The organism is Mycobacterium sp. URHB0044 (genome assembly GCF_000620625.1).
Taxonomy (GTDB): Bacteria; Actinomycetota; Actinomycetes; order Mycobacteriales; family Mycobacteriaceae; genus Mycobacterium.
Window position 1 is genome coordinate 71,318 of the sequence record NZ_JIAW01000011.1, and the last position, 15,921, is coordinate 87,238.

A 15,921-nucleotide genomic window follows, 5' to 3' on the forward strand; every position below is an offset into this window, starting at 1 on the left:
AACTACTAGGTGCCGGCCTCGGCCGCGACACGGTAACCGTGAATGGCCAAGGGCCCGAAGATCGCCGCGAGACCGACGAGCCACGCACACGTCAACAGCAGCGGCGTCAACGCGGAACCACCCGAAGCGAGCGCCCGCATCGATTCGATCGTCGGCGACATCGGTTGAAACTGGATCAGCGGCCGGATCCATTCCGGAAACATCTTGAGCGGGGCCACGCCGGAGTTGCAGAACACCAAGCCGATGGCTCCCGTTGCCAACCACGTGAAGAGGGTGTTGCCGCCCGAGCGCAGTCCGACGGTGACCACAACCGTGGCGAAGACGATCACCACGAGAACCGGCACCAGAAGGAAAGGGATCACCGCGAGCCAGCTGCCGTGGAATCGGAACCCGAGCCCGAAGCCGACCGCGGTGATCAGTATCGCGCCTGCGAAGGTTCGCACCGCCTCGGCCAGCAGCCTGCCGGTCAGCGGGCTCGCGCGGTGGACGGGCAGTGTCCAGAATCGGCTGAGCAGACCGCTGGCGCGTTCCGCCGGAAGGGTGAGCCCGGCGCCGAGCGCACCGAACATGGCGCCGGCGACGGCACACATCGGTACCAGGCCGTCGAGGTTGTTGGTGCCCGTGATCCGCGTCATCGACTGGCCGACCAACAGGTGATAGGTGATCAGCAGGAAGGTGGGGAACAGCAGCGCCTGAATCGGCACGATCGGACTGCGCCGCCAGCGAGTGAACAGCCGGCCCGCGAAGAGCGTGCTTTCCATGGCCAGCGACGTTCGCGGCGGTGCCTCCAGGCTCACTGCATCCGCCGTTGCATGCGCAGCGCCACAGCGCCGAACACCACGAGAAGGCCGAGACACCACGCGAGGCTCATCGCCAGGTTGCCGGGGTTGACCAGGCCGACCGCGAACCCACGGAGCGTTTCGGTCACCTGCGAAACCGGTTGGTAGTGCACGAACGGCTGAATCCAGGACGGAAACGAACCGACCGGCGCCATCCCGGTGGACAGCAGCACCAGCAGCAGCTGGGGGATCAGCAGCATCTGACTGGACGCGTCGGTCGACCTCACCTGGGTGCCCGTTGCGTCCGCACCCAGCGACAACGCCAGAGTCAGGGTCAGAACGGTAGCGACGAACGCGACGCCGTACAGGAACCCGCCTGCCATCCGAAAGCCGAAGACGTAGGCGATGCCGACGGCTGCGACCATGGCAAGGGCGCCCCGAATCATGCAGTAGAGCATGCGGGCGAACAGTGGAAGCAGGATGGGAATGGGCAACGTGCGCAAGCGAACTCCGAATCCGGTCGCCTGCTCGCGGGCAGCCCGGTCGGCGGTGGTCATCGCGCCGAAGAGCGTGGTCTGGATGATGACCGCGGGAAGGACGTACTGGGCGTAATCGACGCCGCCGGTGTCGACCAACCCGCGCAGCACCACGGTGAACCCGACGAACGTCGCGACCGGAACCAGGACCGCGAATACGAGGTCGAGATCGCGCAGCGTGCCGCGAACGGTGCGCTCCACGAGCGCGACGAGCGCGTTCATGCGGTGACGGCCGACGGGCTGAGATGCAGGAAGACCTCGTCGAGCGATGGCTTGCGCAGCGAGATGTCGATCAGCTCGACGCCGAGCCGGTCGATCCGGCGGAGCACCTCGGTCAGGGTCGCCGCACCCGCGGCAGCAGGCACCGACACCGTATTCGCGTCGAAGTCGGCCTCGACGCCCTCGAAGTCGACCAAGACGGCTGCGATCCGGGAGATGTCCTCCGGGCGCACGGGCGTCACCTGGCAGAAGCTGAACCCCACGCGGCGCTTGAGGTCCTCGGCGGTTCCGCTGGCGATGACCCGGCCCGAGTCGAGGATGACGATCGAATCGCTGAGCACGTCGGCTTCTTCGAGATACTGCGTCGTGAGCAGGATCGTCACGTCCTGAGCGGACAGCGACGACACCAACGACCACACGTCGCGGCGGCTGCGGGGATCCAGCCCCGTGGTCGGCTCGTCGAGGTAGAGGACCTTCGGCGGAACCACGAGTGCCGCGGCGATGTCGATGCGCCGGCGCATGCCCCCCGAATACGTGACGACACGCCGGTCGGCGGCGTGCCGCATGTCGAACTGGTCGATCAGCTCGTCGGCCCGCCGCCGGGAATGCTTGCGCCGCAGGCCCCTCAGCCTGCCGAAGAGCTCGAGGTTCTCGCGCCCGGTGAGCAAGAGGTCGAGCGCGGTCTCCTGTCCGGTGACACCGATGTTCGCGCGCACCCGTCCGGACTGTTCGACGGTGTCGTACCCGGCCACGACGGCTCTTCCGGCGTCGGGTTGCAGCAATGTGGACAGGATCTTGACCACGGTGGTCTTGCCTGCCCCGTTGTGGCCCAGCAAGGCGCAGACCGTCCCGGTGGGAACGGAGAAGCTGACGTCCTGCAGCGCTGGCACCCCACCGCCGAACGTCTTCGAGACGCCATCAAGCTCGATCACAAGGGGAAACGATACCGTGGCTGGGCTTGCCGTGGCGACCAAACCCCTTGAGCTCCAATCGCGTTCGAACACCGGCCCTGGATGCTCGGGCATACCTTTGCTGTCGCACAACGGATGTGTCGTCGTGACCGGTACGCGTCGCGCAGGACGGGCCGATGTGGTCGCTGAGATCGAGGAATTCGCCGTGGATCCGCGGGGTAGGACGGCCGGTCCACTGGGCTCGTGGTGCAAGGCTACGATCACCGTGTGCTCGGACGGCTGCACTTTTCGATCATCGTTCCCGCACACAACGAGGAGAAGTACATCGGAAACACCCTCGAACACATCGCGAATCTGGCGTATCCGAAGGAATCGTACGAGGCGCTCGTCGTCGAGAACTGCTCGTCGGACCGAACACTCGAGGTCGCAAAGCGGTTCGACGGCGGCAACATCCGGGTCTTCTCCAGTCCGACGGCCGGGGTCTCGGCCGCCAAGAACTTCGGCATCGATCGACTCTCGCGCGACAGCGACTGGGTGGTATTCCTCGATGCAGACACCATTCTCGAGCCGAACTTCCTGAACGACCTCGCTGCGATGCTTGACGCTGCGCGCAAACCACTCGCGGTGGGCACCACCAAGGTTCGGCCGCTCGGCGGTGGTCGCGCGGCGCGGGCATGGTTTGCGTACTACGACGTTGCCCACCGGTGGGGAAAGGGCTCCTACGCCATCCAGATAGCGCGGCGATCGCTGTTCCCGGCACTCAAATTCGACGAGCGCCTCACCATGGGCGAAGACCTGCTGCTGATCAAGCGGGCACGTGAGTCGGGCGACTTCTTCTTCCTGCCGACCCGCACGGTGTACACGTCGACACGGCGTTTCGACACCGTGGGGTACTGGACGCTGTTCTTCCAGTGGACGGTGGTGTCCGTCCTGCCCGCACGGTTACAGAAACTGTTCGGCTACAAGATCATCCGCTGACGCCGACGGGCTCCCGTCCCACGTCGAGCCGGGTGAACTGATCGTTGCGGTAGCGCTCGGCGCAGGCCGACCTGCGGATCTTCCCGCTGGTGGTGATCGGAATGGAGCCTCGCGGCACCAACACCAGATCCGCCGCGGTCAGCCCGTGCGTCGTCGAAATCGCCGACGTCACATCGCGTTTGACGGATTGCAGCTTCTCCAGCACCTCTTCGTCGGTGTCGCCGCGCTTCTTGACTTCGATGATGGCGACCAGCTGCTCGCTACGGTCGTCCTGCACCGAAATCGCCGCGACGCGGCCGCCGGTGATCTCCTGGATCGTGGCCTCGATGTCATCGGGGTAGTGGTTGGTGCCACGCACGATGACGAGGTCCTTGATGCGGCCGATGATGAAGAGCTCCCCATCGAAGATGAAGCCCAGGTCGCCGGTCCGCAACCATGGTCCCTCGGAGGTGCCGGCCGGGGGATTCACGATTTGGCCGTTGAAGGTGTCTTCGGTCTGTTCGGTCTTGTTCCAGTAACCGAGGCACACGTTGTCACCCTGCAACCAGATCTCGCCGATCTTGCCCGGTGGGCACTCGGTCCTCTGCTCGGGGTCCACGATCCGCGCCGCCGGTGATTTCGGTGTGCCGTAGCTGACCAGCGGCGTACCTTCGCCGGCTTCGCAGGGCTCGGCCAGTCCATCCGACAATTTGTCGAGACGGAAGTTGACGATCTTCGGGCCGTCGGGCTCGCGGGTGGCGACGTACAGCGTTGCCTCGGCCAGTCCGTAGCACGGCTTGAGTACCTTCTCCTGCAAGCCGAAACGTGAGAACCGCTGGTTGAAGCGCTTGAGCGTGGCTTCGTGCACCCGCTCCGCGCCGCTCATCACGCTCACGACGCCGCTGAGGTCGAGTCCCGCCATGTCCTCGTCCGTGGTCCGTGCGACGGCCAGTTCGAAGGCGAAGTTCGGAGCGGCGGTCAAGGCGTTCTTGCTGGTGGCCATCAACTGAATCCACCGGGCCGGACGGGCGAGGAACGACAACGGGGTGGTGACCACCGTCTGCCAGCCACCGAGGATCGGCGCGCAGATGCCGAGTAGCAGTCCCATGTCGTGATAGAAGGGCAGCCACGACACCGCGGTGGTACCGGCGGGCGCCACCTTCGCCTCCGGAAAGAAGTCGGTCATCATCTGCTCGAAATTGGCGTTCAGATTTCGGTAGGACACCATCACGCCGGCAGGTGTGCGCGTCGATCCCGACGTGTACTGCAGGTAGGCGGTTTCCGGGCGGGGCGCATCGCGGCGGATGACGCGGTGCCTGCCGTCGAGGTCCAGTTTGTCGACTTCGATGAGGGTCGGTGCCGGCTGGTCGCCCTGTGGTTTGAGGTACCCGGCGACGACGTCGGCGATCGGCGAGGTGGTGAACACGACCGTCGGCTCGGAGTCCCGCAGCACGGCAGTCACCCGCTCGTCGTGGGCCCCGACCATCGGCGTGGACAGCGGAACGGCGATCAGCCCCGCCTCCAGGGACCCGAGAAACGCGACCAGATACTCCAGGCCCTGTGGTGCCACGATGACCGCGCGGTCACCGGTGGTGGCGACGCCGGCGAGTTCGCGTGCCAGGTTCGTCGTGCGGCGATACAGCTGACCCCAGGTCAGGCTGGTCGTGACGCCGTCCCAATCCTGCTCGTAGTCGATGAACGTGAATGCAGTGTCGTTCGGCTGCAAACTTGCCCGTTCACGGAGGATTGCGGGGATCGACGAGTCGGGCATCGAGTGGCCTCTCTCAACGGTGGTGCGGGAAACAGTAGGTCGAGCTTATGGAATGAGAACACGAGTTGCTCGGTCATGGCCAAATGACACGTGACACAGCGGGATGGCACCGGCGTCCGCTGTGCGCGCATCGTGCTGGTGCCCGCGAAGATAGCAAATAAGTTGTGGTTCACCTGATTTCGCGCCCGGATTGAGGCGAGTACCTTCCGCAGGGTCCTGAACAGCGTCGGGCTGGTGAGTCCGGGCGTGGTGGTTCGGATTTGAATACCACTTTCGGTTGCCAGTCGACACGCTGGTTCATCTTTCCGTTCTCACGTAGTGGGGCGTTGGCCCCCAACGCGATTCGGCAGTCAGCTGGCCCGCGGTGTCGACACGGCAGCGTCAAATGGTTTCCGGTGCAGCGATTCCCGGATCGGACCGGTCGAGCTTCACTTCGACGATGGCGCTGTCGGGCCAGAGGCTTCTGGTGGTCGCGCGGCGCAGCTTCTCGCGTAGCGGAAGGCCGCTGTGCACGTTCTTGACGCCCGGCACCTTGAGCAGGGGGACGACGTTGTACTGCCAGCCGTAGCGGCGGTGCAACTCGCGGTTGGCCGCCTCGGCGGCCCGTCCCTCGAGGATCGACGCCGTCCCTGTCACGGTGGGTGTCGCGGTGGCGTAGCGGCCGCGGTGATCGCACGGCCACAGTTCGACGCGGGGATCGGCGGTGAGCCTGCGCGTCTTCGGGCCGACCTTGGTCCGGAAGAACAGGCTGTCGCCGTCGACGTAGAACCAGATCGGCGTGTCGACGCCGACGCCGTCGCGGCGGTAGGTGCGCAGTTGTGCGTAGCGTGCGGCGGTGAGGCCGTCCAGCAGGGCGATGTCGGTCATGATCCGATTGAACGACTTCGAGTCGGCTTGAAGTCAAGTCCTCGTCACGTCAGGATGGGATCGTGCATCCTCCGTTGTCCATCGGCGACGTAGCCCAGCGTTCGGGCGTGGCGGCCACCACGTTGCGGTACTACGAGGATTCGGGCCTGCTGCGTCCACCGACCAGGGTGGGCGGCCGCCGGCGGTACGACGATTCGGTGCTGACCAGGCTCGAAGTGATCGGACTCTGCAAGGCAGCTGGCTTCACGCTCGACGAGATCCGGGTCCTGCTCTCCGATGCGACGCCGGGCCGCCCGGCGAGCCGGTCGCTGGCCAGGGCCAAGCTGTCGGACATCGATGCGCAGCTGGCCACCTTGAAACGGGCCAGGGAAATCATCGAATGGGCGATGAGCTGCGGGTGTGCCTCAGTCGATGCCTGTACGTGCGGGACGCGCGTCCCGTCCTAGGTGTTGGCCTTGCTGAACCACTTGGTCTTGATGCGCCAGGAATGCGCCGATGTAAGGGCGAACCCGGCACCGCACAGGCAGGCGAAGATCCACACCAGGGTGCCCTTCTCAAGGGACTGCAGCGAGGGAACCAGCGCGGTGACGACGCGGACGAGGCACGCCATGATGCCGCTGAGGGAAGCGATCAGGTAGACGTTGGCCACGCGCCGTGACCGTGGATCCTTCCGCAGCACCAGCAGCGCACGGGCACCGTAACCCAGCAGGTAGATCAGCGTGGCGCACAGCATCAACCAGTAGATGGTGAGCCATATGTCGGTGGGCACGTCGAAGAAGTCCGCCGCGTAGACGTGTGCGCCATTACCCAGCGTGAACGTGGCCAGCAGGAGCGGAATGCAGATCGTCGCCGGAAGCTCGACGTACTGCTTGAACGTCCTCTGCATCGCGTGGTCGTCCTGCAGCCGGCCCAGCGCGTTGTAGACGACAGCAGATGCCGCCACGATGTACAGGTCGTGGCCGATGTAGTCCTCGAGGTTCCACTTGCCGGTCAGAGCGTGCAGCCAATGCCCGAGGGTTTCGGAGGCGAATGGCGACATGAGCAGCACCGTTACGCCCTGCAAGGCGATGTTGAGTGTGGCGGCAACCTCCCAGCGGCACGACCACGTGACACGCCGGATCCACAAACTCCACGCGATACACGCCGTGGTGATTGCGATCAGGACTGTCAGGGTCATCGGTGTCGCCTTTGAGCTGAAATGCGGTTCAGCAAATACTACTGCTAAAGCGGGGGTGCATCGGGTCGTGGCGTGAGTTCGGACAATTTCGGCCGCCGAACGGTCCGCACGTCCGTCTTCGTTTCGTTAGCCGTCGCGACGCTCACCGGCGCGGATTCGAGGTAGCTCCACACCTCTTCACGACTCATCAGCCCGAACCGAACCTGCAGGTCCGGATAGCTGAGGTTGAACCGGTCCGCGACGTGTCGCAACTCCTCGGCGTTCGGGTAGTCGGCTTCCTTGATTCTCCGGTAGTAGGTGCTACTGGAGGTACCGAGGGCGTCGTAGATCGCCTTTGCGTCGACGTCTCCGTCGAGCAGGTAGTCGAGCAGGGCTTTGAGTTGCCTGCCGTTTTCATCGGTACGCGGCACGGATACACCATAACCCGACTTCCCGCGATTGGGCAGTAGTAATCAGGAACAGGAGTGTTAGCCACTTATTGACACTGCCGTCACAGTTTTGGTAGAGGTCTCCCATTTCTGGGACAGTCGTGTAATCTCGCTCACATGATGCTCGCAAACTTTCAGGTGACTGATTACGACGGTGCCGGCCAGCCGACGAGCGATGCCGCGCTGTTGTCGGTGCCCCTCTCGGATGTCCTGACCCAGGAACTCGACGGCGCCAGCGAAGCACTGGGCGTCACCGCCGAGGATGTCCTGCTGGCTGCGCTGGGTCGCGCGATCGGGCGGACCATCGGCGAAGGCGTCGTTGCCGTCGACGTGCCCGGCCACGGTCGCGCCGTGTATCCGGTCGCGCTGTCCTGCATGGGCCCGCAGCGGATCGACGCCACTGAGATGCTGGCCGGCGTCCATTATCTGGTAGCGGCCGTGGCGCTGCACCGGACGGTGCACGGGGTGCCGGACCACCCGGTCGTGCAACCGCTGTCCGACGTCCTGTTCGCCTATGGCGCCTCCCGTCCCGCGCAGCTGGGCCACGCCCTCGAGCTGCGCGCACACCGCCGCGGCGGAATCCTCGTGCTGGACTGGTGGTACGACGAGAGCCGCTTCGAGGCCTACACCATCGAGGAGCTCTCCGAGCAGTTCCCGTTCGCGCTGATCGAGCTGACGTCGGAAGCCACGGCGCCCGTGCTCGGTGCCGCCGAATTGGCCATGGCCCATTAGCCTGCGAATCCGCGAACCTCTAGAATCGACGCACAGGCACTGATCCGGCCATCACCGGGGAGCCTTCGGAAGAACGGCACGGGTGGCGTCATCGCCCGCGCTCAGTAGACCCGAACGGATGGGTCCGTAAACGCCCAACGAATTGAGCGGCGTGCCTCGTGTACGCAAGCGGGGTGGTACCGCGGCTCTCGCGCACACGCGCGACGTCGTCCCCGTGCCTGAACGAACCTGGGCTTCCGAGCGCCAGCGACATTTGGCACAGGAGACGACCTCGCAGTGACTGCCTACCCGAAGCCTGCCGGCGGAGCGCCGAACTTCCCGCATCTCGAAACCCAGGTGCTCGACTACTGGGACAGCGACGGCACCTTCCGCGCAAGCATCGAACGGCGCGACGGCGCAGAAGAATACGTGTTCTACGACGGGCCGCCGTTCGCGAACGGCCTCCCGCACTACGGCCACCTGCTCACCGGCTACGTCAAGGACATCGTTCCCCGCTACCGCACCATGCGCGGCTACAAGGTGGAGCGTCGCTTCGGCTGGGACACCCACGGCCTGCCCGCCGAACTCGAGGTGCAGCGGCAACTCGGCATCACCGAGAAGGCGCAGATCGAGGAGTTGGGCATCGAGAAGTTCAACGATGCCTGTCGCGCCTCGGTGCTCAAGTACACGGGCGAGTGGCGCGCGTACGTCACCAGGCAAGCGCGCTGGGTCGACTTCGACAACGACTACAAGACGCTCGACCCGACGTTCATGGAATCGGCGATCTGGGCGTTCAAGCAGCTGTGGGACAAGGGCCTGGCCTACGAGGGCTACCGCGTGCTGCCGTACTGCTGGAACGACGAGACCCCGCTCTCCAGCCACGAGCTGCGGATGGACGACGACGTGTACCAGAGCCGTCAGGACCCGGCGCTCACGGTCGGATTCCGGGTTAGCGACGGGCCGCTTGATGGTGCCTACCTGCTGATCTGGACCACAACCCCGTGGACGTTGCCGTCGAATCAGGCCGTCGCGGTCAATCCGGAGGTCACCTACGTCGCGGTGCGCGGCACGGATGGGCGGCGCTACGTGCTGGCGCAGGCGCGGGTGCCTGCGTACGCCCGAGAGCTCGGCGAAGACCCCGAGATCGTCGGCACGTATACGGGCGCCGATCTGCTCGGCACGAGCTACCTGCCGCCGTTCCCGTACTTCATGGACTCCGAGAACGCCTTCCGGGTGCTACCCGCCGACTTCGTCAGCACCGACGACGGCACCGGCCTCGTGCACATGGCACCCGCGTACGGCGAAGACGACAAGGCGACCGCGGACGCCGCGGACATCGTGGCCGTCACGCCGGTCGACTCGAAGGGTCGCTTCGACGCGACGGTGCCGGATTACGCCGGCCAGCACGTATTCGACGCCAACCCGCAGATCATCCGGGACTTGAAGAATCAGACCGGCTCGGCGGGGGAGAACGGCGCGGTGCTGTTGCGGCACGAGACGTACGAGCACTCCTACCCGCACTGCTGGCGGTGCCGAAACCCGTTGATCTATCGCGCGGTGTCGTCCTGGTTCATCAAGGTGACGGACTTCCGCGACCGGATGGTTGAACTCAACCAGGAGATCACCTGGTACCCCGAGCACGTCAAGGACGGTCAGTTCGGCAAGTGGCTGCAGGGTGCCAGGGATTGGTCAATCTCGCGAAACCGCTACTGGGGCACGCCGATTCCGGTGTGGAAGTCCGATGATCCCGCGTATCCGCGCATCGACGTGTACGGCAGTCTCGACGAGTTCGAGCGCGACTTCGGGGTGCGGCCGGCGGATCTGCATCGGCCCTACATCGATGAGCTGACCCGGCCCAACCCCGACGACCCGACGGGTCGCTCGACCATGCGCCGCATCGAGGACGTCTTCGACGTGTGGTTCGACTCGGGGTCGATGCCGTTCGCGCAGGTGCACTATCCGTTCGAGAATGTCGATTGGTTCGACACGCACTTTCCCGGCGACTTCATCGTCGAGTACATCGGGCAGACCCGCGGTTGGTTCTACACGCTGCACGTGCTCGCCACCGCGCTGTTCGACCGGCCGGCGTTCAAAGCCTGTGTGGCGCACGGCATCGTGCTGGGCAACGACGGTCAGAAGATGAGCAAGTCGCTGCGCAACTATCCCGACGTGTCGGAGGTGTTCGACCGCGACGGCTCGGATGCGATGCGCTGGTTCCTGATGGCCTCGCCGATCCTGCGTGGCGGCAACCTGATCGTCACCGAACAGGGGATCCGCGAGGGCGTCCGGCAAGTGCTGCTGCCGTTCTGGAACGCCTACTCCTTCCTGGCGCTGTATGCGCCGAAGAAGGGCACGTGGCGCACGAACTCGACCAACGTGCTGGACCGCTACATCCTGGCCAAGCTGGCCGCGCTGCGCGACGACCTGACCAGGGGACTGGACGTCTGCGACATCTCCGTGGCCTGCGATCAGCTCCGGCAGTTCACCGAGGCGTTGACGAATTGGTATGTGCGACGGTCACGTTCGCGGTTCTGGGAGGAGGATCCCGACGCCATCGACACGCTGCACACCGTCTTGGAGGTCACCGGCCGGTTGGCCGCTCCGCTGCTGCCACTGATCTCCGAGGTGATCTGGCGCGGCATCACCGGCGAGCGATCGGTGCACCTGACCGACTGGCCGGAGGCCGACGCCGTACCTGCCGACCCGGCCCTGGTGTCAGCCATGGACCAGGTCCGCGACGTGTGCTCGGCGGCATCGTCGCTGCGCAAGGCGAAGAAGCTGCGCGTGCGGCTACCTCTGCCGAAACTCACTGTGGCGGTGGAGAATCCAGAGACGCTGCGGCCGTTCGCCGACCTCATCGCCGACGAGCTCAACGTCAAGGCGGTCGAGTTGACCGACGACATCGCGGCCTACGGGCGCTTCGAGCTGACCGTGAACGCCAGGGTGGCCGGGCCGCGTATCGGCAAGGACGTGCAGGCCGCGATCAAGGCGGTCAAGGCGGGGGAGGGCGTGGTGAACGCCGACGGGACGCTGACCGCGGGCCCGGCCACGCTGCTGCCGGAGGAGTACAGCTCCAAGTTGGTCGCCGCCGATCCGGAGTTCACCGCCGCGTTGCCCGGTGGGGCCGGGCTGGTGGTGCTCGACGGCACCGTCACCGAGGAACTCGAAGCCGAGGGATGGGCGAAGGACCGGATCCGCGAACTGCAGGAGCTGCGCAAGGCCACCGGGCTGGACGTGTCGGACCGGATCTCGCTGGTCATGTCGGTGCCACCGGAGCGGGAGACCTGGGCGCAGGCGCACAGCGACCTCATCGCCAGGGAGGTCCTCGCCACCCGGTTCGAGTTCGGCCCGCCCTCCGACGGCACCGAGATCGGCGACGGCGTCCAGGTGGCGATCGCTAGGGCGTGACCGAAAGGCCTACTGCGGCAGGCACGGTCATCCAGCGGTGACCCGGGCGGTATGTCCGCGGATCGACACGGTGTCGCCGGTGTGCAATTGCCTACCGCGCCGCAATTCGACATCACCGTTCACCGCGACTTCGCCCGCGGAGATGGCCGCTCGGGCATCCGAACCGCTGTCGATCAGGTCGGCGAGCTTGAGGAACTGGCCAAGGCGGATCGACTCGTCCCGGATCGGCACGTCGCGGGCCTGTTGCGCCATGGCGTCAGGTTAGCGCCCTACGATCGCGACTGTGGAAGGGCGATGGGTGCTGCACTTCGACATGGACGCGTTCTTCGCCTCCGTCGAACAGCTGACCCGACCCACGCTGAGGGGCCGCCCCGTTCTGGTGGGCGGCCTGGGTGGCCGCGGCGTCGTCGCGGGGGCCAGCTACGAGACGCGCGTGTTCGGGGCCCGTTCCGCCATGCCGATGCACCAGGCCCGTCGACTCGTCGGCGCGGCGGCGGTGGTGCTGCCGCCGCGCGGCGTGGTGTACGGCGTGGCCAGCAGAAGGGTGCTCGACACCGTGCGGTCGATGGTGCCGGTGCTCGAGCAGCTGTCGCTCGACGAGGCGTTCGGGGAACCGATCGAACTCGCCGGTGCACCCGCCGACGAGGTCGAGCGGTTCTGCGAGCACCTGCGTGCCAGGGTGCTGAGCGACACCGGGCTGGTCGCCTCCGTCGGAGCCGGCTCGGGCAAGCAGATCGCCAAGATCGCCTCGGATCTGGCCAAGCCGAACGGCATTCGCGTGGTCCGCCGTGACGAGGAGCGCACCCTGCTCGCCGGGCTCCCGGTGCGCCGGCTGTGGGGCATCGGGCCGGTCGCCGAGGAGAAACTGCACCGGCTGGGCATCGACACGGTCGGCGCCTTCGCAGCGCTCACCGGAACGGAGGTCGCCGACATCCTCGGCGGCACCGTCGGGCCTGCGCTGCACCAGCTCGCCAAGGGCATCGACGATCGCCCCGTCGCGGAACGCGCCGAGTCGAAGCAGATCAGCGCCGAGTCGACCTTCGCCGAGGACCTCACCACGCTGAACCAACTGCGCGACGCCACGGGCCCCATTGGCGAACATGCCCACCGCCGCCTCGAGCGCGACGGCCGCGGCGCCCGCACGGTGACCGTCAAGCTCAAGAAGTCCGACATGAGCACGCTCACCCGCTCTGCGACGCTGCCGTACGCCACCACCGACGCGTCGACGCTGATCGGCACCGCGCGCCGGCTGCTGCTCGACCCCGTCGAGATCGGACCGGTCCGGCTTCTCGGCGTCGGCTTCTCGGGACTCTCGGACTTCCAGCAGGAGTCGCTGTTCCCCGATCTCGAGCAGGTGCTCGAGGCGTCCGACGCTCCGCCGGCGACGGTGGCCGCCGCCCCCAGCGCGGATCAGGCGCCGGCGGCATGGCGGATCGGCGACGACGTCAAGCACACCGTGTACGGGCACGGGTGGGTTCAGGGTGCCGGGCACGGCGTGATGACGGTGCGGTTCGAGACCCGGGGCAGCGGCCCCGGTCCGGTGCACACCCTGCCCGTCGACACGCCCGACATCGGCCGGGCCAATCCCGTCGACAGCCTGGACTGGCCGGAGTACGTCCGGCACCTGACGGGGGAGACGCACGAAGCCAGCCGGTAGCGGCTCAGCCCCAGGTCGCGAAGACGTCGGCGACGGGCGCTCCCGCCGCCAGTGCGGCCATCAGCAGGACCCGCGCCTGCGGTGGGCGTAGCCGCGGCACCACGACCGCACCGGCGTCCACCAGGGCCCGGCCCGGCCCGTAGCCCGGTCGGACATGGCCACCGGGGACGCGGGTACCCAACGCCACCACCACGCCGTCCCGGCAGTGCCGTTGCACGGCCTCGATCACTGCGGCTCCCGCGTTCCCGGAGCCCACGGCCTCCAGCACCACGCCACGCGCACCGGCCGCCACGACCGCGTCCAGCGCCACCCCGTCGCTGCCCGCGTAGGCGGCGACGATGTCGACGCGGGGCGCGGCAGCGGCCGACAGGTGGCCGAGGAAGGCTCGGCGGTCCGGCTCGGCTGCCAGGTCGGTGCCGGTGAAACCGCTCAGGTCGCCGGTGGCGGCCTTGTACAGACCGAGCGGCTGCAGCGTCCTGCCGCCGAAACTCACCAGCACGCCCTGACCCCGTGCGGCCGGGCTGGTCGCCAACGCCAGCGCATCGCGCAGGTTCCGCGGACCGTCGGCGTCCGGTGCGTCGGCACTGCGCATTGCTCCGGTCAACACCACCGGGACCTCACCGTCGTAGGTGAGCGCCAGCCACAACGCCGTTTCCTCCATCGTGTCGGTGCCGTGCGTGATCACCACGCCGTCTGCGCCCCGCTTGACCGCCGCCTTGGCGGCGGCCCCGATGGCGTCCCAATCCGCGGGCGTCAACTCGGAACTGTCGACGGCGAAGAGGTCGACGACCTCGAGATCGGCGCCGTCGAGGCCGTTGATCAGATCGCTACCGGTGCGGGTTGGACGTGCAACGCCGGTGTCGTCGGTGCTGGTGGCGATGGTGCCGCCGGTGGTGATGACGACGATGCGGCTCATGCGGCGATTGTTCACCATCGCCACTTTGGGATGATGGTGGAGTGACTGATGAATCAACGGGCTCGGCCGAGCCAGCGACCGCGGATGAGGGAACCCCGCCGCGGCCCTCGCGGCGTCGACTGCGCCTACTGGTTTCGGTCGCCGCCGTCGTACTCGCACTGGACGTCGTGACCAAGGTGCTGGCGGTCAAACTGCTGACACCCGGACAACCGGTGTCCATCGTCGGCGACACCGTGACGTGGACTCTGGTGCGCAACTCGGGCGCGGCGTTCTCGATGGCCACGGGTTACACCTGGGTACTCACCCTGATCGCGACCGGTGTGGTGTTCGGCATCGCGTGGATGGGCCGCAGGCTCGTCTCGCCGTGGTGGGCGATCGGGCTGGGGATGATCCTCGGCGGTGCCCTCGGCAACCTGATGGACCGGTTCTTCCGCTCTCCGGGTCCGCTGCGTGGCCATGTCGTCGACTTCTTGTCCGTCGGCTGGTGGCCGGTGTTCAACGTGGCCGATCCCGCGGTAGTGGGTGGGGCGATCCTGCTCGTGGGGCTGTCGTTGTTCGGCTATGACTTCGACGTCGTCGGGCGGCGCAGGCCCGATGGTGCGCCCGCCGTCGTCCCGAGCCACCCATCGAGCGACGAACCCGAAGCATGACGACGCGTTCCATGCCGGTTCCGGAGGGGCTGGCGGGCATGCGTGTCGACGCTGGCCTGTCCCGGCTGCTCGGCCTGTCCCGCACCGCGGTGGCCGCGATGGCCGAAGCCGGTGGCGTCGAACTGGACGGATCACCCGTCGGCAAGTCGGACCGCCTGGCTGCCGGGGCCTGGCTCGAGGTCGAACTGCCCGAAGACCCTGCGCCACTGGAGAATCGGCCGGTCGACATCGAGGGCATGACGATCCTCTACTCCGACGCCGACATCGTGGCGGTGGACAAGCCCGCAGGCGTCGCCGCGCACGCTTCGGTCGGCTGGACGGGCCCCACCGTGCTGGGTGGGCTGGCCGCGGCCGGTTACCGCATCACCACGTCGGGCGTGCACGAGCGGCAGGGCATCGTGCACCGCCTCGACGTCGGCACCTCCGGGGTCATGGTGGTCGCCATCTCCGAACGCGCCTACACCGTGCTCAAGCGGGCCTTCAAGGCGCGCACGGTCGACAAGCGCTATCACGCCCTCGTCCAGGGCCACCCCGACCCGTCCAGCGGAACCATCGACGCGCCGATCGGGCGGCACAGGAGCAACGACTGGAAGTTCGCCGTGACCGAGGGCGGACGGCACAGCATCACGCACTACGACACCGTGGAGGCGCACCAGGCGGCAAGTCTGCTCGACGTGCATCTGGAAACTGGTCGCACACACCAGATTCGGGTGCACTTCGCGGCGCTGCACCATCCGTGCTGCGGCGACATGACCTACGGTGCGGACCCGACTTTGGCGAAACGGCTTGGGCTGGAACGGCAGTGGTTGCATGCGCGGTCGCTGGCGTTCGCCCATCCCGACGACGGGCGGCGCATCGAGATCACCAGTCCGTACCCGGCGGACCTGCAGCACGCCCTCGATGTGCTGCGCCACCACGACTCGTGACCGGCGCC

At 66.9% G+C, this 15,921-nt stretch carries 16 protein-coding genes; 7 read left to right on the plus strand and 9 right to left on the minus strand.

What is annotated here, in order from left to right; genetic code table 11:
- Nucleotides 1–5 precede the first annotated feature (5 nt).
- From N536_RS43065 to N536_RS0121705, 3 genes are read right to left on the minus strand one after another with little or no spacing between them, the layout of a single operon-like run.
- Nucleotides 6–797, minus strand: a complete 792-nt coding sequence (locus N536_RS43065) for an ABC transporter permease (RefSeq protein ID WP_029115535.1) — start codon at nt 795–797, stop codon at nt 6–8.
- Entirely contained in the window at nt 794–1,537 is a 744-nt protein-coding gene (locus N536_RS43070; RefSeq protein ID WP_029115536.1) for an ABC transporter permease, read from the minus strand. Before N536_RS43070 ends, N536_RS43065 begins: the two co-directional genes overlap by 4 nt.
- Nucleotides 1,534–2,466 carry a daunorubicin resistance protein DrrA family ABC transporter ATP-binding protein gene (locus N536_RS0121705; RefSeq protein WP_029115537.1) on the minus strand — a complete coding sequence of 311 codons (933 nt, stop codon included), beginning with the start codon at nt 2,464–2,466 and terminating at the stop codon, nt 1,534–1,536. The genes N536_RS43070 and N536_RS0121705 overlap by 4 nt, the downstream gene beginning before the upstream one ends.
- 246 nt (nt 2,467–2,712) lie before the next feature.
- Here N536_RS0121705 and N536_RS0121710 point away from each other — a divergent pair, with 246 nt between their 5' ends.
- The gene (locus N536_RS0121710) at nt 2,713–3,423 is read left to right on the plus strand and encodes a glycosyltransferase (RefSeq protein WP_051574692.1); all 711 of its coding nucleotides are present in this window, start codon (nt 2,713–2,715) and stop codon (nt 3,421–3,423) included.
- Here N536_RS0121710 and N536_RS0121715 read toward each other — a convergent pair.
- Together N536_RS0121715 and N536_RS39115 are read right to left on the minus strand one after the other, a co-directional pair.
- Entirely contained in the window at nt 3,413–5,173 is a 1,761-nt protein-coding gene (locus N536_RS0121715) for an AMP-binding protein (protein WP_029115539.1), read from the minus strand. The two genes, N536_RS0121710 and N536_RS0121715, sit on opposite strands and share 11 nt — an antisense overlap.
- 381 nt (nt 5,174–5,554) lie before the next feature.
- The gene (locus N536_RS39115; RefSeq protein ID WP_051574674.1) at nt 5,555–6,040 is read right to left on the minus strand and encodes a PPOX class F420-dependent oxidoreductase; all 486 of its coding nucleotides are present in this window, start codon (nt 6,038–6,040) and stop codon (nt 5,555–5,557) included.
- A 62-nt stretch (nt 6,041–6,102) separates the two neighbouring features.
- On the opposite strand from N536_RS39115, the gene N536_RS0121725 reads away from it, so the two are divergent.
- Nucleotides 6,103–6,486 (plus strand): MerR family transcriptional regulator, encoded by a 384-nt coding sequence (locus N536_RS0121725; protein WP_036437201.1) that lies wholly within the window; start codon nt 6,103–6,105, stop codon nt 6,484–6,486.
- On the opposite strand, the gene N536_RS0121730 is transcribed toward N536_RS0121725, so the two are convergent.
- Both N536_RS0121730 and N536_RS0121735 read right to left on the minus strand, forming a co-directional pair.
- Entirely contained in the window at nt 6,483–7,217 is a 735-nt protein-coding gene (locus tag N536_RS0121730; RefSeq protein WP_029115541.1) for a hypothetical protein, read from the minus strand. The two genes, N536_RS0121725 and N536_RS0121730, sit on opposite strands and share 4 nt — an antisense overlap.
- 44 nt (nt 7,218–7,261) lie before the next feature.
- A complete protein-coding gene (locus N536_RS0121735) occupies nt 7,262–7,627 on the minus strand; it encodes a hypothetical protein (protein WP_029115542.1) in 366 nt (121 codons plus the stop codon).
- Nucleotides 7,628–7,762: 135 nt separating this feature from the next.
- Between N536_RS0121735 and N536_RS39120 the strand changes: the two genes are divergently transcribed.
- Entirely contained in the window at nt 7,763–8,377 is a 615-nt protein-coding gene (locus N536_RS39120) for a hypothetical protein (protein ID WP_051574675.1), read from the plus strand.
- Nucleotides 8,378–8,653: 276 nt separating this feature from the next.
- On the plus strand, nt 8,654–11,764 hold the full coding sequence (gene ileS, locus N536_RS0121745; RefSeq protein WP_029115543.1) for an isoleucine--tRNA ligase: 3,111 nt from the start codon (nt 8,654–8,656) through the stop codon (nt 11,762–11,764).
- Between the two features lie 27 nt (nt 11,765–11,791).
- Here the strand turns inward: ileS and N536_RS0121750 are convergent, their stop codons facing one another.
- Nucleotides 11,792–12,016 carry an RNA-binding S4 domain-containing protein gene (locus N536_RS0121750; RefSeq protein WP_029115544.1) on the minus strand — a complete coding sequence of 75 codons (225 nt, stop codon included), beginning with the start codon at nt 12,014–12,016 and terminating at the stop codon, nt 11,792–11,794.
- Between the two features lie 61 nt (nt 12,017–12,077).
- On the opposite strand from N536_RS0121750, the gene N536_RS0121755 reads away from it, so the two are divergent.
- Nucleotides 12,078–13,421: a DNA polymerase IV gene (locus N536_RS0121755; protein ID WP_051574693.1), complete on the plus strand. Its 1,344-nt coding sequence runs from the start codon at nt 12,078–12,080 to the stop codon at nt 13,419–13,421.
- A gap of 4 nt (nt 13,422–13,425) precedes the next feature.
- Here the strand turns inward: N536_RS0121755 and N536_RS0121760 are convergent, their stop codons facing one another.
- A complete protein-coding gene (locus N536_RS0121760; protein WP_036437251.1) occupies nt 13,426–14,355 on the minus strand; it encodes an asparaginase in 930 nt (309 codons plus the stop codon).
- A 23-nt stretch (nt 14,356–14,378) separates the two neighbouring features.
- Between N536_RS0121760 and lspA the strand changes: the two genes are divergently transcribed.
- Both lspA and N536_RS0121770 read left to right on the plus strand, forming a co-directional pair.
- A complete protein-coding gene (lspA, locus tag N536_RS39125) occupies nt 14,379–14,987 on the plus strand; it encodes a signal peptidase II (protein ID WP_051574676.1) in 609 nt (202 codons plus the stop codon).
- Nucleotides 14,984–15,913, plus strand: a complete 930-nt coding sequence (locus tag N536_RS0121770; protein ID WP_029115547.1) for an RluA family pseudouridine synthase — start codon at nt 14,984–14,986, stop codon at nt 15,911–15,913. The genes lspA and N536_RS0121770 overlap by 4 nt, the downstream gene beginning before the upstream one ends.
- Nucleotides 15,914–15,921: the final 8 nt, after the last annotated feature.

Coding starts and splice junctions, on each gene's coding strand:
- N536_RS43070 (WP_029115536.1), bottom strand. CDS start 1,537: ATGAACGCGCTCGTCGCGCTCGTGGAGCGCACCGTTCGCGGCACGCTG.
- N536_RS0121715 (WP_029115539.1), bottom strand. CDS start 5,173: ATGCCCGACTCGTCGATCCCCGCAATCCTCCGTGAACGGGCAAGTTTG.
- N536_RS39115 (WP_051574674.1), bottom strand. CDS start 6,040: ATGACCGACATCGCCCTGCTGGACGGCCTCACCGCCGCACGCTACGCA.
- N536_RS0121730 (WP_029115541.1), bottom strand. CDS start 7,217: ATGACCCTGACAGTCCTGATCGCAATCACCACGGCGTGTATCGCGTGG.
- N536_RS39120 (WP_051574675.1), top strand. CDS start 7,763: ATGATGCTCGCAAACTTTCAGGTGACTGATTACGACGGTGCCGGCCAG.
- N536_RS0121750 (WP_029115544.1), bottom strand. CDS start 12,016: ATGGCGCAACAGGCCCGCGACGTGCCGATCCGGGACGAGTCGATCCGC.
- N536_RS0121755 (WP_051574693.1), top strand. CDS start 12,078: ATGGACGCGTTCTTCGCCTCCGTCGAACAGCTGACCCGACCCACGCTG.
- N536_RS0121760 (WP_036437251.1), bottom strand. CDS start 14,355: ATGGTGAACAATCGCCGCATGAGCCGCATCGTCGTCATCACCACCGGC.
- N536_RS0121770 (WP_029115547.1), top strand. CDS start 14,984: ATGACGACGCGTTCCATGCCGGTTCCGGAGGGGCTGGCGGGCATGCGT.